Here is a 16,345-nt window from a genome sequence, read left to right on the forward strand (position 1 = left end):
GCGGGTCAGGCGGCCGGCGCGGACCCGGCCGCCGCGACCCTGATCGCGGCCTTCCGCGTCGTGCCGTTGACCGTCACGGCGAGCGTGACGGTGCCGGGCCGCAGCGCGGTGAGCATGCCGGTCGACGGGTCGAGGACGGCGGTGTGGCGCTGCCGTGCCTCGTCCGGACGGCCGATGTGGACGTTCGGCGATCCGGTCCAGTCTGCGGACAGCGGGAAGCCCACGGGCACCGCGCGGGAGCCCTGGGTGACGCTCGCCGTGACCTGTGTACGGCTCCCGGCGCCGACGACCGCGGGCGCGTCGACCGACAGCGCGTCGACATGGGCCCGGGTCTGGACGGAGATCCAGTCGGGGCCGCCGCGCCACGGCCGCTGCCGGGCGGCGGCCTGTTCGCCGGGGGTCACCCGGTCCACGCCGATCAGCGACCAGCCGGTGAAGCCTCCCTCGTCGGCGGGGCCGGCCGGTGCCTTGCCGGAGTTGCCGTTGACCAGGTACGGCACCCCGTCGACGTGCGAGGCGTGGAACACCCCGACGTGGCCGCCGACGAACGCCGCGCCCTTGCCCGTCGTACGGCGGAACTCCGCGAGCCACTGTTCGACGAGCGCCGCCTCCTTGCGGTCGCCGAGCTGGCTGCCCTTCTGCGGGGTCGGGTCGCGCGGCGGCACGTGCTCGATCAGCACCACCGAGCCGACGGTGCGGTCCTTCGCCGCGGCGTCCAGCCGGGCGCGGAACTCCTTGATCTGGTCGAAACCGCCGCCGCGCAGGCTGAGGCTGGACGTGTCGAGGGTGATGACCCGGGTGCCCTTGTGGTCGAACGTCCGGTGCGCGGGCCCGAACTCGTCGACGAAGTCGTCGATCCGGCCGCCCATCACCTCGTGGTTGCCCGGGACGTAGTACCAGGGCAGCGCGTCGCCGAGTTCCTCGGTGAGGACACGGCGGGCGAACGCCAGGTCGGCGGGCGACCCCTCGTCCACGAGGTCTCCGTCGATGACCAGGAAGTCGGGGCGGGCCGCCCTGATCTCGCGCAGGGTGCGCCGTGCCTGGGCGACGAGGTCGCTGTCCGGGGCGCGCGCGACGAACTGGGCGTCGGACATCACCGCCAACCGCCAGTCCCGGCGCCCGGTCGCCGCCGCCGGACCGATCAGCGGATCGGCCGGTGCGGCCTGCTCGGGAAGGTCGACGGCGGGCGGGACCTGGGCGGCGAGGTCGTCGATGACGACCTCACCCGTGTACTGCTTCGTGGCGGCGGTCTCGGCGAGGTAGAAGCGGGAGACGGTGAGCGGTGCGGCGGCTTGCTGGGGCACGGCGAAGGCGACCTGCCGCCAGCCGGTCCAGGTGACGTACGGACCGCGCAGCAACTGGTCGGATCCGGTGGCGTCCTTGAGGTGCAGGGTCGGCCAGGCGCCGTTGCCGTCGCCCTTGATCCACAGGGTGAACGACTGGGGCCGGCCGGGCACGGCGACCGGTCGGGGCGGCGCGGCGTAGGCGGCGCGGGTGGCGGTGGACCGGGTGAAGTCGTAGCCGAGCCTCAGTCCGGTGCCGGTGCGGCCGTCGGGGGTGGCGGAGAGGGAGCCGCTCGCCCGTGCCTGGCTGAACTGCCAGGAGTCGGCGTCGTCGAAGGAGGAGACGGCCTGTTCGGCGAGGCCGACGGTGACGGCGAGGACGGTGGTGGTTCCGGCGACGGTGGCCCTGATCCGCCCGGCGCCGCTCCCCGTGCGCGTGGTGACGGTGAAGGAGCCCTGGCCGTCGTCCCGGACGTCGAAGAGCGTCCGGTCGTAGTCGAGGGTGACGTCGCGCGGTTCGACGGGGGCGGAGGTGCCGTGGGCGTCGAGTCCGACGATCCCGAACGTGCCGGTGGCGTTCGCGTCGGCGAGGCCGACGCGCCGGGTGGTCGGCTCGATGCGGACCAGTTCGTCGAGGACGGTGAGGGTGGTGCCGCCGCGCGCGGCGCCCTTCTCGGCGCGCACCTCGGTGGTGCCGCCGTGCCGCGCGGTGAACAGGCCGCCGCGGTCGACGGTGCCGACGGAGCCGTGGACGGACCGCCAGCGCGGGGTGCCGTCGGCGGGACCGTACGTCTCGTCGTATCCGCTCGCGGCGAGCCGGCGGGTGAGTCCGGGGAAGACCCGGTCGGGGTGGCCTCCCTTCACGGGGTCGACGCCCGGTGCGGAGGCGGCGGGGGTGCGGGGCCGGACCCAGAAGCCCTTGAGCCGGCCGCTGCCGTCGGGGGCGGTGAGGGCGAGGCCGTTGGGGACGGCGCGCTCGCTGCCGTCGGACGGGCTGTTCTCGACGTGGAGCGTGTCGCTGCCCGGTTCCCGTGCGACGAGGGTCGACGAGCCTCCGCCGTCCAGGTTGAGCGCGCTGTACGAACCGGCGTGGCGCATCATCCGGCCGAGTTCGGTGAGGGTGACGCCGCCGCTGTCGGCCTGGCGGCCGTCGACGGTGATGATCTGCATGGTCCGGCCGTCCTTGGAGAATCCGACGGCGGTGCGGGGCGCGGCGGTGTTGTTGCCCTCGCCCTCGTGGTCCTGGGCGACCCCGTCCACGACGAGCAGTTCGCGGCCGCCGACCGCGGTGTGCGGCACGGCTCCGGCGTCGGTGCGGGCCCGGTAGGCCAGGGACACCGGGTCGCCGGGTTTCAGGTCGCCCAGCGCGGCGGCCCCGGCCTCGCGGCCGATCAGGACGGTGGTGCCGTCGGCGATGTCCCCGGATCCGGGGACGTCCGAGACGGAGACGACCCTGCCGCCCCGTACGACGGCCTCGGCGACGGGGGTCGCGTCGTCCACGGTCAGCGCGCGGTCGGCGGTTCCCCAGGCGGAGGTGTAGGCGCCCACTCCCCCGGCGGGCACGTTGGCGGCGTTGTACGCGGTGAGCGGGCGCTGTCCGGAGGGCAGGGTGAGCGTCCCCTCGAAGTAGAGGTTCAGGATGCGTCCCGCGCCGCCGGGGCCGATGCCGACGGCCCGGTCGACGCCCGGTGCCGGCGACTGGACGACAGCTCCGTCCTTGATACCGATGCCCTGCGGTGCCCCGGTCTGGTTGATGTCGAAGAAGTCGGCGTTGATCGCCGCGACGGTGCGGCGTCCCCGGCCGGGATCGTGTCCGGTGGCGAGTTCAAAGACCGTGCGCCGTTCGGTGACCTTGCCGGTGGAGAGGTAGTCGGCGCGCACACCGCTGCCGTCGAGATCGACCGAGAGCGAGTCGACACGCAGCCACTTGTCGGATTCGAGCCGGTCGTACGAGTCCAGGCGGACGCCCTGGGCGATCGGGCGCGAGGCGCGCGCGGTCTCCATCCCGTCGCCGTCCACGACCGATCGGGGCCGGCCCGCCGGACCGCTCGCGGGCGGCGGGGCGACGGGTCTGAGGATCTCGGCCGTGGTACGGGGGCGGGGGTCGGGGGTCGTGTCGGCGACGGCGGGAGCGATCGCGCCGGCCGTCAGTGCGGACACGGTCGCGAGCAGCACGAGCGGGCGCGCCGCTCTTCTCCGCCTCCGCACCGCTCCGCCCGGTGATCCGGTGCTCCTGCGGGCTCTGCCAGGGGCCACAAGTCCTCCTGCGTTTCCATGGGTTGCCCGGTCCAACCCGCGGGCCGGACCCTGTCGGCCGCCAGCCTGGCCCGCGTACGGGGCCGCGCACCAGAGGGAGTCGGGAACCGCGGGGAGAACAGGACGGGTCCGCCCCATGACGGAAACGATCACCTGGACGGGGGCGCTGTCCGCGACGGCCTTCGGTACCGGGGCGCAGACTTGACGACATGCCACCTGGGAAACGTGCCGGACGCAGCGCGGGGCTTCTCCTGTTCCGCCGCACCTGCGGGACCGCGGACGGCGCAGGAGACGGCGAGGCGGACGGCGGCCCCGGTTTCGAGGTGCTCATCGGGCACATGGGCGGACCGTTCTGGGCGAGGCGTGAGGACGCCGCGTGGTCGGTCCCCAAGGGTGAGTACGGACCGGAGGAGGAGCCCCGGGCCGCCGCCCGCCGGGAGTTCGAGGAGGAGTTCGGTCACGCGGTGCCGGACGGTGCGTGGGTGCCGCTCGGTGAGGCCCGGCAGTCCGGGGGCAAGACCGTGATGGTGTGGGCGGTGGAGGCGGACGTCGATCCCGCGGCGGCCGTGCCGGGGACGTTCACCATGGAGTGGCCCAGGGGTTCGGGTGTGCTGAGGGAGTTCCCGGAGGTCGACCGGTTCGCCTGGTGCACCCCGCGGGAGGCGGAGCGGCGGCTCGTGGCGGGGCAGCGGGTCTTCCTGGACCGGCTGCGCGAGCACCTGAGCGGGGGCGGGTGACCGGCAGTGCGGTGCGAGCCGCGCTGCCGTCCCTCGGAGAGCGGGGCGATCGGCGGCATCGTCCCCGGCGCGGAACGGTCCCAGGGGCCGGGCGCGCTCCCGGGGCGGCATGCCGCGGCGGCGGACACAGATGCGGGGCGCGGGCGGCCTCGTGGCCTCCGGTCCGCCCGCACCGCCGCGGTTCAGCGGAGGCGTACCGGAAAGGTGCCGAAGCCGTTCGCGATGAACGAGTCGAGGCGGGTGGCCGGTTCCGCCGCCTCGTCCGTGCGCAGGCGGGGGAAGCGTGTGAACAGGGCGGGAAGGGCGATCGACGCCTCCAGGCGGGCCAGCGAGGCACCGACGCAGAAGTGCGCGCCGTGGCCGAAGGAGAGGTGTTCCTTGTCGGGGCGGGTGATGTCGAAGCCGTCCTGGTCCGGGCCGTGCCGCAGCGGGTCTCGGCCGGCTGCCGCGTAGGTGGCCAGGATCGCGTCGCCGCGTGCGACGGTGGCGCCGTCGGGGAGTTCGATGTCCTCGACGGCGAAGCGCAGCGGCATATTGGCGATCGGCGGCGCCCAGCGCAGGGTCTCTTCGACGGCCTCGCTCCAGGGCACCTCGCCGGCTCGCACCCGGGCGAGCTGCTCGGGGTGGGTGAGCAGGGCGTGGACGGCGTTGCCGATCAGGTTGACGGTGGTCTCGTGGCCCGCGGCGACGACGAGGAAGAGGGTGCCGACGAGTTCCGCCTCGGTGAGACGGGACCCCTCCTCGTCGCGGGTGGCGATCAGCACGCTGGTCAGGTCGTCGTCGGGGTGTTCGCGCTTGGCGGCGACCAGGTCCACGAACAGGCCCTGGCTCTCCAGCAGGGTGGCTCGGGCCTGCTCGGCCGTCGCGGTGGTGTCGAAGATCTCGCCGACGAGACGCGCGCAGTCGCCCCTCCGGCTCTCGGGAACGCCGAAGAGTTCGCAGATGACCCCCGTCGGCAGCGGATGGGCGAAGTCGGCGCGCAACTCGGCACGGCCGTCGGGGGCGGCGGCCATCCGGTCGAGCAGCGTCGTGGTGATCTCCTCGACGCGGGGCCGCAGAGCATCGGTCCGCCGTTTGGTGAAGGCGGGCGAGACGAGTCTGCGCAGTCGGCGGTGGTCGGCGCCGAAGGCGGTGAACATGTTGGAAACACCGATCCAGGTGTTGATCCAGCTCTCCCGGAACTCTCCGTTCCGCCACGGTGGCCAGTGCTGGTCCGGGTCCTTGGACACCCGGTCGTCGGCGAGCAGGCCGCGGAGCACCTGATAGCCGGTGGGGGCCCAGGCCCTGATGCCGTCGGGGAGTTCGACCGGGGCGACGGAGCCGTGGCGGCGGAGGGATCGCGCCTCACCGTGGATGTCGCGTCCCGCCGGATCGATGGCGATCGGCCGCTGCCTCATGGAGATCTCCTCTCTGCACGCGACACGGCCGAGGCGTATCAGGCGCGGCGCGGCCGGAACGGATGTCGCAGGTGCGGCAGTTCATCGTCGAGGTGGCGCGACGGAGCGCGAAAGGGTGCACACCGGCGCGAAAGAGTGCAGCGGGTGGTACACGACCGGCGGCATCAGGTGGGTGGGGCGTCGGCACCGAGGAGCGACGGGGCCGGTGTCCCGCACGCGCCGTGAGCTGGTTGTCGATGACCCCGCGACGGCCGCGCAGGCCGGTGTCCCGCACGCGCGCCGTGAGGCGGTTCCGCACCCCGCGGCGGGCGGAGCGCGGAACCGGAGCGTCAGTGCGGCCCGGTCTCCCCCTGGGCCGCTTCGATGCTGCTGTGGAGATCGCCGGTGGCTTCGAGGGCCGCGGCCCCGGAAACCACCAGGCAGGCCAGCAGCGCCGCGGCGGCCGCCCGGCCGACACGGGGGCTCGGGGTGCCGCGGCCGAGCAGTGCGGCGACGCGACGCGGCACGGGCCCGGCGGCCGCGGCGAGCGCCGCCCGCGGCCGGGGGCGGGCGTCCCCCTCGGCGGCACGCGTGGCGAGGGCGGCGCGGCCGATGGCCCGGGCGGCGAGCCTCCGGTCGCCGACGGCCTCGGCGGCCGCCTCGTCGGCGCAGCGCTCCAGGGCGTAGCCCATGGGCCCGCGCAGGGACCGCAGGGCGGGGTGGCAGAGCGCCGCCAGTTCGACGGCGGCGAGGTAGAGATGGTGCCGGCCCACGAGATGGGCGCGCTCATGGGCCAGCAGTGCGTCGCGCTCGTCCGGGTCCAGAGCGCGCAGCATGCCCGTGGTGACGACGATCCGGCCGGGGGTGCCGGGGCGTCCGGGCAGGGCGTAGGCGTCGGGACGGCTGTCGCGCAGCACGGCGAGTTCTTCCTCGGCCCGTTCGAACCGAGGCTCGGACCGGTGCAGTTGGGCCCAGTGGCGGCGGACGGCGCGGGCGACGGCGGCGGAGCACCCCGCGAGCAGGGCCAGCGCCACGGCCGCCAGGGGCACGGCCGCCGCGGGAGCGACGGCGGACAGCGGCCTGACGAGTTCACCGAAGGCGGAGACGGCGGGGAACCTGGTCGCGCCGGGCACCACGAGGAGGGCGAGGGCGAGCAGACCGCACAGCGCGAGGCCGACACCGGTCGCGGCGAGCAGCCGCGCGGCTCGTACCGGCGGCAGCGCCTCCGCCAGGCGGCGGGCGGTCGGCACCGCGGCGAAGGGCATCAGCAGCGGCACCCACACCGCGTAGATCATCGCGGTTCCCCGTCGAGGAGCTCCCTCAGCAGCCGTTCGTCCTCGTCGCTGAGCTGGGACACGAACCGCGCCAGTACGGTGCCTCGGTCCGGTTCCTTCCGCAGTTCGCTGTGCATCCGGCGGGCGGTCAGTCCGGGTGAGTCCTCGGTGGGTGTGTACGCGAAGCCCCGGCCGGCGCGGATGCGGGCCACCACGCCCTTCTCGTGGAGCCGCGACAGGATCGTGGTGACGGTGGTGCGGGCGAGCGCCGGTCCGATCGCGCCCTGCACCTGGCCCGGTGTCAGCGGCGTACCGGCCGCCCACAGGGCCGCCAGGATGGTGGATTCCAGTTCCCCGGACGGGCGCCGCTCCGTTCCGGAACGGGGTACCGGACGGGGCTCCGGCGCGGCCTCGGGCACAGGCTCCGGGGCGGCCCCGCCGTCCGGACGGGAACCGGGCTCTCCGCCGGACGTCCCGTTCACCTGGGTCATGGGAACCCTCCTCCCGCTCCGGGCGTCTACAGTGAAGTAGACCGTCTACATCACTGTAGTCAGTCCGGGCGTGCCATCAGGTCGCCCGCTCATCATTATGGGAGACCCTCCGTCGTGTCCGATCGCTCACCGATGCCGGCACCCGGGGCCGTGTGCCCGCCGGGCGCCGGCGCACTGCCCGGGTCGTCCGGCACCCCCGGCGTCTTCGTCGTGCGCGCGGTGCCCGGCCTGCTCGCCTCGCCGCCATCCGGCGTCCCCGCCTGGGTGACGGCGCCGCGGCGGGCCACCGAAGGTGCGGTCCGGGTCACGGGACCGGTCCTCGCGGCGCACGGACCGGGGTCAGTGCCCGACGCGGATCGCCGCGCGCTGCCGGCCGGCGCGGCGGCGGCCCCGGTCTCCCCCGTCCCGCCCGATGCCGGACCGCCCCGCTCGCGCGGTCCGCGCATCGCCGAAGGAGCCACTCGCTGATGCCGCTCGCCTCCACCGCCCCCGCCTCTGTCGACGGCGGCCTGTACGTCCGGGTCACCGAACTGGCCCGGCACTCCCCCGCCGTCCTCGACTCGGCGGTCCGTCTCTGGTCGGACTACGGGCTGGCGCTCTTCGCCCTGCTGATGCTGGCGGCCTGGTGGCGCGCGCGCCCCTCGCCGCCCGCCCGTACCGCCGCGGCGCTCTGCGCTCCGCTTGTCGTGGTGGCCGCGTACCTCGCCGACGACCTGGTGAAGTCCCTCTTCCGCGAGCAGCGGCCGTGCCGGGCACTGCATGTCGTGACGGTGGAGGCGTGCCCCGCCCTCGGGGACTGGTCCTTCCCCAGCAACCACGCCGCGATCGCCGCCGCCGCGGCGGCGGCGATCTGGCTGACGGACCGCAGACTCGGCGCGATCGCGATCCCGGCCGCGCTGCTGATGGCCGCGTCCCGGGTGTGGATCGGCGTCCACTATCCGCACGACGTACTGATCGGGCTGGTCGTCGGCGCCCTGGTGGCCGCGCCGCTGACGATCGCGGCGCGGCGCTGCGGCCCGGTGGTGGCCCGGCTGCGGCAATCCCCGCTGCGCCCGCTGGTGGCGGCCCGGTGACGCCGGGGCGCCCGCCCTCGCCCGGACGCCCGGACCGGAGGAGCGGTGCCCGGACCGGGCGCGGCCGGGGCTACGGGGAGGCCCGGTGTACCGGCCGGTCCGAGGCGGGCGGGACCGGCCCGCGCACCGAGGGCATGGACGCCGCGAGCGGCCCGGGGTCCGCCGGCCCGGGGTGCGCCGAAGGTCCCGGAGCCGGAGGCGGGTGGGCCGTCCGGCCCGTCCCGTGGAGCACGGCAAGGGCCCGTGCCGCTGATCAGCCCGCGGATGCCGCGTGCACACCGCCGGATTCCGGAAGACCGGCCGCCGGGTGTCCCGGGACGAGCGCCGCCAGGAAGGAGGTACGGCGGCGCAGCGCGAATCCCAGCGATTCGTAGAGCCGGACGGCCCCGGTATTGGAGGCGGAGGCGTGAAGGAACGGTGTCGCTCCGCGCCGCCTGATCTCATGGGCGACGGCCATGACCAGCCCGCTGCCCAGCCCCTGTCCGCGCACCGACTCGTCCGTGCACACTCCGCTGATCTCGCTCCAGCCCGTCGGGCGCAGGCGCTCCCCCGCCATGGCGACGAGCACTCCGTCGCGCCGGACCCCGAGGTAGGTGCCGAGCTCCACCGTGCGGGGCAGGAAGGGCCCCGGCCGGGTGCGGGCGACCAGGTCGAGCATCTCGGGCACGTCGGCGGGCCCGAGCCGTACGGCCTCGGGGAACGGCGCGGCCACCACGCCCGCGTCGACGAGTTGGACACCCTCGGCGTGGAAGGTGACCTCCCAGTCCTCGGGCGGCGGCTCACGGAAGGCGGTGACGGCCACGGTTCCGCCGGGTCCGGCGAGGGCCGCGGCGTCCGCCCAGTCCTTCGCATCCGGTGCGTCCGGCAGCGCGAACCAGGGGGCCACGTCCGCCGGGTAGCACAGGACACGGCCGCGTCGTTCGGCGAAGGAGGCGTGCGGACCGGTCAGCGCGGCGTGCACCGGGCGGTCCAGCGGGTGCGCGCCGTCGGCGGCGCCGGGCGCGGTCACCCGGTCACCTCGATCACGATCTTCCCGCGCGTGTGTCCGCTCTCCACCGCGCGCAGGGCCGCCCCCGCCTCGGCGAGCGGGAAGGTCCGGGTGACATGGGCGCGCAGCACTCCTGTGGCGGCGAGGTCCGCCACCGCTTCGAGGACTGCGGCGTTGCGGGCCCGGGCGACGGCCGCGCCGCCCAGTGCCACCGCCAGCGGCTTGCCCCCGGCGCTGATCAGCCGGGCCGGATCGACCAGCGGTGCCACGGCCCGCAGGGTGTCGCCGCCGACCAGGTCGAAAATCGCGTCGATGCCGTCGGGGGCCGCGGCCCGCACCCGATCGGCGATCCCGTCGCCGGACTCGACGTGCACCGCGCCGAGCGATTCCACGTAGTCCTTCTTGTCCGCGCTCGCGATGCCGATGACGTGAACGCCGACGTGCCGTCCGAGCTGCACGACGGCCGATCCGACGCCGCCCCCGGCGCCGGTGACCAGCAGCGTCGAGCCGGGGACCGGATCGAGTTGGCGCACGCCGTCGTACGCGGTGGCCGCCGCGACCGGCAGCACGGCCGCGTCGGTGAAAGACAGCCCGGCCGGCTTGTGCGCGGTCACCGCGACGGGCAGCAGGGTGTACTCGGCGTACCCGCCGGTCACCGGATTGCCGAAGACCTCGTCCCCGACCGCGTAGCCCTCGACGCCCGGCCCCACGCCCTCCACGACCCCGGCCGCCTCGCTGCCGAAGACGGTGGGGAACGGCTGCGGCGCGCTTCCGGGCCTGACGTACCCCGTGCGCAGCTTCCAGTCGACCGGATTCACCCCGGCCGCGCGCACGGCGACGAGCAGCTCACCCGGGCCGGGCACCGGCACGTCCTGCTCGACGAGCGCCTCCGCCTCCGGACCGCCGTTGCGGGTGAACACGTAAGCCTTGGGCATGGATTCCCTCTCTCCTGCCTGCCTTCGGTACCTGGGCTCGTGGCTGCCTGCTGTCGGTACAGGGACGCGTGACGCTCCCGGCCGGGGCGGACCGCTAATCGCCCCAGCAGCGGCAAGGCAGTTGCCGGTGTCCGTATTCCCGGACGTCCCCGGACCGGCCGAAGGTTCGCGACAGCGCAAAATGCGGGGCGCCCCACCGGTCCGACCCGCCCGGTTCGTCTGCCACGGGGCCGCGACCACCGCGGGGATCGGGCGTCCGGGACCGCGGGCGCGACCGGGGCGCGGGACCGTGCGCCGGGACCGGACATGGCCCGGAGCGCCGGGCGCGCGGGGCTCCGGGCCGATGCCCCGGACCGGCCCGTCCTGCCCCGCGGAAACGAGCAGGGGGCGGCCGTCCGGCTCGGCGGTGGTCACGGCGAGGAGCCCGCCGGGGTGGCGGACCGGCGGACCGGCGGCATGAGGGGGCCGCCATGTCCCTGGGGCGGCCAGGGCCGTGCGGCATACCGCCGGTGGCCGGACACCGTCCCTTCGCCAGGGCCGGGGCACTGGATCCGGTGCCCCGGCGCGTTCGCTCCGGGTGGGCGCGCGGCACGGCGCCGACCGCTCGGCACGCCGACGTACGCCCGTCCCGGCCGGACGCCACCCCGCGCACCGGCCGTCGGTACCCGGCGACGGCCACGGCGGGCTGTCGCCCGATGGCGAGGTCCCACAGCCGGACCATGCGGTCCCGAATCCCCGGTGGCCCCACACACCCGGTGGCCACGAGGACACGGCCGTCGAACGCGCCCCGGCAACCGCGCGGACACGGTCCTCGTGACCGGTGAGCGGGTCACCGAACCGGCGACCGGCGGTCAGGCCCCACCCGTGCGACGTGCCGCCCTCACTCCCGGTGGCGGCAGTGAGGACGAAGGGCGGCGGGCCGGCGGAGGCCGGTCTCAGAGGGCGGCCCGTGCGCCTTCCCCCCGCCGGATCCGGGCGAGCACGTCCTGGTGCAGGGCGTCCAGCCCGTCGGGCGGCAGGGGCACGGGGCTGCCCTCGAGGGTGTACCACTCGTCGGCTTCGGTGTACTGGACGGCGATGTCGGCGCGTCCGTCGGGCCGCAGCTCGGTGGCGACGGTCAACTCGCCGGTGATGACGCCGACCTCGTCGGTCATCGCCCCACCGGGCCCCGCCACGACGTCGTCGACGAGCCTCCGCGCCCCGGCCGCTCGGTCCGCGTTCATGAGGCGCAGGTGTCCAGCATCTCGCCGAGCTTGTCCTTCTCCGCCTCGGTCACCGACAGTTCGTACGTCGCCTTCACCGAGACCCAGGAGCGGGCGTAGGTGCACCAGTACGTCTTGGAGGGCGGCTGCCACTGGTCGGGCCCCTGGTCGCCCTTGGAGCGGTTGGACGACGCCGAGACGGCCAGCAGTTGCGGATGGGTCAGGTCGTTGGCGAACGCCTTGCGCTGTTCCTGCGTCCAGGTGCGGGCCCCGGAGCGCCAGGCGTTGGCCAGCGGCACCATGTGGTCGATGTCCAGGTCCGAGGCATTGGTGAACACCTCGTCGTCGTAGACGCTGACCCACTCGCCGGACACCGCCCGGCACTTTTCGTCGCGCTCGACATCGGTTCCGTCGCGGCCCAGCACCGTCTCCCGGGTGTCGCAGGACTCGCCCTGGGAGGCCCAGTGGGGGAACTTGGAGCGGCTGTAGCCGGACATCGAACCGTGCGGGGCCACCTTCAGCCCCGTCAGGTCCGTCCGCGCCTGCTCGGCACTCGGCACACCCGGGAGAGTCGAGGCGGCCTCATCGGCCCGCCCGCCGCCGGCCCCGGTCGTGGCCGAGGCGGACGGTTTGCCGTCCTCGGTGGCAGGTGCCAACGCCTCGTCGATCACCGAGCACCCCGCCACCGCGAGTACGGCCACGGCTGCCACGCCCCGCCCCCACCAACGCCACTGACCCACCATGACCTGACGCACCCCTCACAACCAGAAGCCGAGACCGGCAACCGGAACCGACGAAAAACGTTTCTGCGCAGCCTATCGGCTTCAGCGCTCCATCCGGTTCACGACAATTTCCAGTCACTCGAACGGATGAGCCCAGCGCCTCGGGACGCGTCGCGGCGGCGGACACCCGTGCGCCAGCGGGCCGGATCGGCGCGCACCGCTCGCACCACCATCGATTTCGACTCAACTACCAGCGGATGAGCGCAGGGCAGCCCCGACGGAGCGTCGGCTGTGGCACGCTGGAGACGGCCGCCCCACCGGGCTCCCCCGTACCGGTGGGGCGGTTCCGTTCCGCGGCGTGTCCGCGCCTTCCTGACCGGTCATCACGTCGGTTCCCGGCCACGAGCCGGCCGCCGCACGGGCCGGCCGCCGCCGCTTCGCATGAGCACCCGTTTCGGGGGGCAGGCGCAACACCTCACCCACGACCAGGGGAGTGTGACGAGATGACGGCGCACACCGTGCGGACCACCGGGACGGACCGTGCCGGGGCCGGAAGGTTCGGGGGCGGCGCGCAGGCCGCCGCCCGCAACGGCGAGCTGCCCTGGATCGAGGACGCGGGCAGGCTCGCCCCGTCGGACGCACGGGACCTGTCCCGGCTGTTCTTCGATCGTCTCCGGGTCCTGGAGGAGGGCACTCCGGCTCATCAGTACGCGCGCAACACGCTCATCGAGATGAATCTCTCCCTCGTCCGGTTCGCCGCGGCGCGGTACCGGAGCCGGAGCGGCGGCGACACGGAGGACATCGTCCAGGTCGGCACGATCGGGCTCATCAAGGCCATAGACCGGTTCGACCTCTCCCGGGAGGTCGAGTTCACCTCCTTCGCCGTCCCGTACATCACCGGGGAGATCAAACGCTTCTTCCGCGACACGGGCTGGGCCGTCCACGTGCCGCGCCGGCTCCAGGAGTTGCGGGCCGACATCGCCGGCGCCACGGAGTCCCTGGCCGCGGAGCTCGACCGCGACCCCACCGTTCGCGAACTCGCCGAGCGGCTGGGACTGGGCGAGGACGAGGTCGGCGAGGGCATCATGGCGGCCAACGGGCACACGGCCGGTTCGCTGGACATGCCGGCCAAACCGGCGGACGCGGGTCGGCGCAACGGTCCGGGGCGTACGTTCGCCGATGTTCTGGGCGGCCCGGATCCCGCCATCGAGACGGTCGAGAACCTGCACGCGCTCGCACCGCTGCTGGGCGGCCTCGACCACCGCGAGCGCCGGATCGTCGACATGCGTTTCGGCCAGGAGATGACGCAGTCCCAGATCGGGGCGGAGCTGGGTGTCTCGCAGATGCACGTGTCGCGGCTGCTCAGCCGGATCCTGCGGAAGCTGCGCAGCGGGATGTTCGTGGAGGATTGAGCGGGCGGCGGTTCCGAGGACGGCGATCCCGAGCGCGGGGGTGCCCGTCGCGCGGGCGGTGCCGCTGTCGGCGGAAGACCCGGGTTCCGCGCGAGGCCGAGGGTGTCAAAAGCGGCGGTTCCGGGGCGCGGGACCGGCCGCGGTGCCGGAGCCGGTGGCGTCGTTCGGGGCCATGGGCCGGGCACTCCCCGGGCCGTGTCCTCGGACCGGCGGCGTTCGGCCGAAGGCCGGGCCGCAGGGCGTCCGGCGCGTGCGACCGCGGGGCGGGGATCGTCCTCGCACCGGACCCACGAGGACGGCTCCGAAACACGGCGAGCGTGCGTACCGGACGTCGCACAGCAGACGCCCGCATGCAGACACAGCCTGGCGTCTGCGGAGACGGCCCGGCGTCCCCGTCCACCGCGACCCGGTCGGCCCGCGGCGCGGCGGGTCACCAGGATCGCCGCAGCGCGCCTTCGCGGACGGCGATGTGCACGGCCCTGGCAATCCGCGCGCCCCAGCGGGAGCGAGGTCCCGCGAAGGGCTCGCCCGGGGTGGCTTCCGGGGCGGGCGCGGCGACGCAGACGGCGTCGGTGGGGGTGCCCGAGCAGTCGAGACCGGCGTCCAGGAGTGCCTGCACCTTGGCCTCGGTGGCGGTGGCGACCGCGTTGACGAGTGCCGCGTCGGACAGCGCCACCGGCAGGGTCACGACGATGTTGACGGTCCCGGGCCCCGGCGGCTCCCCGTCGGCCTCCCCGGCGGGTGCCGCGGCCCAGCCGCGCACGCCGAGGCCGCAGGTGGCGGTGGCCGTCACGCCGCCGTCGGAGGCGAGGGTGTACGCGGTGACGTCGGCGGCCGTCATCAGGCCGACGCCGGGTCCGGCGAGGCCCTCCGTGGCGGCGATCTCGGCGAGGTGCCGGTCCGGGTCCATGCGCGGGTAGCCGCCGGGCACCTGGGCGTTGAGGATCCAGGCACGCGGACCGATGCCGCCGCCGAGCACGGCGCTGCTGCACACCCGCCACCCCGGTCCCATCCGCCACACCAGATGGTGGAGGTCCTGCCCCTCCTCGCGCCGGGCGTGCAGTTCACCGCGCTGTTCGGGCAGCCTGATGCGTACAGAACTGATGAGGCACCCCCGGGTGGGACGGCGGGACGAGGCCGGCGGTCGGCCGGACGATCATAAGCGCCGCCCCTGAGCCCCTCCCCGGCCCGGCCCGTACTGCCCCGGCCGGACCCGTCCGGTGCACCCCCGGTGGCACCGACCCGGGGACCACTCTCACCCGATTGGCCTAACGAAGGTGCGGCCCGCGCAGCACCGTGCCACGCCGCAACCGCCGACGCGGTGCGCGTAGGGCACCCGGGCTCCTCGGACGGGGCGGTTGCAGCGCCCATCCGGGTGAGGCGCGATGGGAATCGGACGCGCCTCCCCTGATGGACCCAGCCACAGGACGCGCCCGGGTGAGGAGGAATCGGTCATGGGAGCCGCTGACGGATTCACGGATTCCGGAGAACTCGACGGTCTTGCGGTGTACGACACCGCGGGCGAGAAGGTCGGCAGCGTGGGCCGGGTGTATGTCGACGACAACACCGGTCGCCCGGACTGGATCACGGTGAAGACCGGCCTGTTCGGCATGAAGGAGAGTTTCGTGCCCCTTGCCGGAGCCCGCCGTGTGGGCTCCGACCTGCACATTTCGCATACGAAGGAGAGCGTCAGGGACGCCCCTCGGGTGGACGCCGACGCTCATCTGTCCGTGGCGGAGGAGGAAGAGCTCTACCGCCACTACGGCCTCGCCAGGAACACCAGGTCCAGGCTCGGCGGCCAGGCGGGCGCGGGGGCCGTGGGCGCGGCCGGCACCGGACGCACCACCGGGCGCGAGACGTCGGCCACGACCGGCACCCCCGCCGCGGGCGCGGACACCTCCCGCACCACCACACCGCGCACCTCCGGCATGGCCGGAGCCGGTTCGGGCACGGGCAGGCACCGCGACGCCAAGGCGGCCGGCCGCCCCCTGGCCGGCGCGGGGGCGGGCACCGAACGCTCCGCCGAGCTCCGCGACAGGGAGGAGATGATCCGCTCCGAGGAGCAGCTGCGCGTGGGCACCGAGGAGTACGAGAGCGGCAGGGCCCGCCTGCACAAGTACGTCGTCACGGAGAACGTCACCAGAACGGTGCCGCTGACGCACGAAGAGGTGCGGGTGGTCCGGGAGCCGGTGCAGCCCGGCGAGAGGACGACCGGCCGCACGGACATCCGTGAGCAGGACGTCGAGGTCACCCTGCACGCCGAGCGGGCCACCACGCGCAAGGAGACCGTACCCGTCGAGCGGGTGCGCCTGGAGACCGAGCGGGTGACCGAGCAGAAGGAGATCTCCGCCGAACTCCGCAAGGAGCAGATCGACTACACGGACGGCAAGGAAATCGGCCGCGAAGGCCCCGGTGGCGAGTTCGGCCGGGGACGCCATCGCTGACCCGGTGCGGCGGGCCCGGTACGGCGCTCCCGGCGTCGCACGGCCGGGAGGGGTGAGGGTGCGGACCCGGGCGAGTCGCGGGTCCGCCCTTCGCACCCCGCGGGGTGGGGGGATGACGGGCGGCACGGGTGGCGGGTGTCCGGCACGGGCGG

13 protein-coding genes are annotated in these 16,345 nt (G+C 74.7%); 4 read left to right on the forward strand and 9 right to left on the reverse strand.

The window, feature by feature from the left end:
• Positions 1 to 5: 5 nt before the first annotated feature.
• A complete protein-coding gene (locus ACIHCL_RS10790; RefSeq protein WP_399859566.1) occupies positions 6 to 3,443 on the reverse strand; it encodes a phosphodiester glycosidase family protein in 3,438 nt (1,145 codons plus the stop codon).
• Between the two features lie 305 nt (positions 3,444 to 3,748).
• On the opposite strand from ACIHCL_RS10790, the gene ACIHCL_RS10795 reads away from it, so the two are divergent.
• Positions 3,749 to 4,276: an NUDIX domain-containing protein gene (locus ACIHCL_RS10795; RefSeq protein ID WP_399859569.1), complete on the forward strand. Its 528-nt coding sequence runs from the start codon at positions 3,749 to 3,751 to the stop codon at positions 4,274 to 4,276.
• Between the two features lie 182 nt (positions 4,277 to 4,458).
• Here the strand turns inward: ACIHCL_RS10795 and ACIHCL_RS10800 are convergent, their stop codons facing one another.
• The 3 genes from ACIHCL_RS10800 to ACIHCL_RS10810 form a co-directional block, all read right to left on the reverse strand.
• Positions 4,459 to 5,673 carry a cytochrome P450 gene (locus ACIHCL_RS10800; protein ID WP_399859571.1) on the reverse strand — a complete coding sequence of 405 codons (1,215 nt, stop codon included), beginning with the start codon at positions 5,671 to 5,673 and terminating at the stop codon, positions 4,459 to 4,461.
• A 329-nt stretch (positions 5,674 to 6,002) separates the two neighbouring features.
• Positions 6,003 to 6,947 carry a M56 family metallopeptidase gene (locus tag ACIHCL_RS10805; protein ID WP_399859574.1) on the reverse strand — a complete coding sequence of 315 codons (945 nt, stop codon included), beginning with the start codon at positions 6,945 to 6,947 and terminating at the stop codon, positions 6,003 to 6,005.
• Positions 6,944 to 7,345: a BlaI/MecI/CopY family transcriptional regulator gene (locus ACIHCL_RS10810; protein ID WP_399859832.1), complete on the reverse strand. Its 402-nt coding sequence runs from the start codon at positions 7,343 to 7,345 to the stop codon at positions 6,944 to 6,946. The genes ACIHCL_RS10805 and ACIHCL_RS10810 overlap by 4 nt, the downstream gene beginning before the upstream one ends.
• 539 nt (positions 7,346 to 7,884) lie before the next feature.
• On the opposite strand from ACIHCL_RS10810, the gene ACIHCL_RS10815 reads away from it, so the two are divergent.
• Positions 7,885 to 8,490 (forward strand): phosphatase PAP2 family protein, encoded by a 606-nt coding sequence (locus tag ACIHCL_RS10815; RefSeq protein WP_399859576.1) that lies wholly within the window; start codon positions 7,885 to 7,887, stop codon positions 8,488 to 8,490.
• Between the two features lie 253 nt (positions 8,491 to 8,743).
• Here ACIHCL_RS10815 and ACIHCL_RS10820 read toward each other — a convergent pair whose 3' ends face one another.
• The 4 genes from ACIHCL_RS10820 to ACIHCL_RS10835 all read right to left on the reverse strand — a co-directional run bounded on the left by ACIHCL_RS10820 (position 8,744) and on the right by ACIHCL_RS10835 (position 12,358).
• Positions 8,744 to 9,499, reverse strand: a complete 756-nt coding sequence (locus ACIHCL_RS10820; RefSeq protein ID WP_399859579.1) for a GNAT family N-acetyltransferase — start codon at positions 9,497 to 9,499, stop codon at positions 8,744 to 8,746.
• The gene (locus ACIHCL_RS10825; RefSeq protein WP_399859581.1) at positions 9,496 to 10,413 is read right to left on the reverse strand and encodes an NADP-dependent oxidoreductase; all 918 of its coding nucleotides are present in this window, start codon (positions 10,411 to 10,413) and stop codon (positions 9,496 to 9,498) included. The genes ACIHCL_RS10820 and ACIHCL_RS10825 overlap by 4 nt, the downstream gene beginning before the upstream one ends.
• Before the next feature lie 935 nt (positions 10,414 to 11,348).
• Complete coding sequence (locus tag ACIHCL_RS10830; protein WP_399859584.1) at positions 11,349 to 11,636, reverse strand: hypothetical protein; 288 nt, start codon at positions 11,634 to 11,636, stop codon at positions 11,349 to 11,351.
• Entirely contained in the window at positions 11,633 to 12,358 is a 726-nt protein-coding gene (locus tag ACIHCL_RS10835; RefSeq protein WP_399859587.1) for an HNH endonuclease family protein, read from the reverse strand. The genes ACIHCL_RS10830 and ACIHCL_RS10835 overlap by 4 nt, the downstream gene beginning before the upstream one ends.
• 482 nt (positions 12,359 to 12,840) lie before the next feature.
• On the opposite strand from ACIHCL_RS10835, the gene ACIHCL_RS10840 reads away from it, so the two are divergent.
• Positions 12,841 to 13,749: a SigB/SigF/SigG family RNA polymerase sigma factor gene (locus ACIHCL_RS10840; RefSeq protein ID WP_399859589.1), complete on the forward strand. Its 909-nt coding sequence runs from the start codon at positions 12,841 to 12,843 to the stop codon at positions 13,747 to 13,749.
• Between the two features lie 430 nt (positions 13,750 to 14,179).
• Here the strand turns inward: ACIHCL_RS10840 and ACIHCL_RS10845 are convergent, their stop codons facing one another.
• Positions 14,180 to 14,770: an adenosylcobinamide amidohydrolase gene (locus tag ACIHCL_RS10845; protein ID WP_399859592.1), complete on the reverse strand. Its 591-nt coding sequence runs from the start codon at positions 14,768 to 14,770 to the stop codon at positions 14,180 to 14,182.
• 433 nt (positions 14,771 to 15,203) lie between these two features.
• On the opposite strand from ACIHCL_RS10845, the gene ACIHCL_RS10850 reads away from it, so the two are divergent.
• Positions 15,204 to 16,193 (forward strand): DUF2382 domain-containing protein, encoded by a 990-nt coding sequence (locus ACIHCL_RS10850; RefSeq protein WP_399859595.1) that lies wholly within the window; start codon positions 15,204 to 15,206, stop codon positions 16,191 to 16,193.
• Positions 16,194 to 16,345 lie beyond the last annotated feature (152 nt).

Source organism: Streptomyces sp. NPDC052042 (assembly GCF_044548345.1).
In the GTDB taxonomy this organism is placed as follows: Bacteria; Actinomycetota; Actinomycetes; order Streptomycetales; family Streptomycetaceae; genus Streptomyces.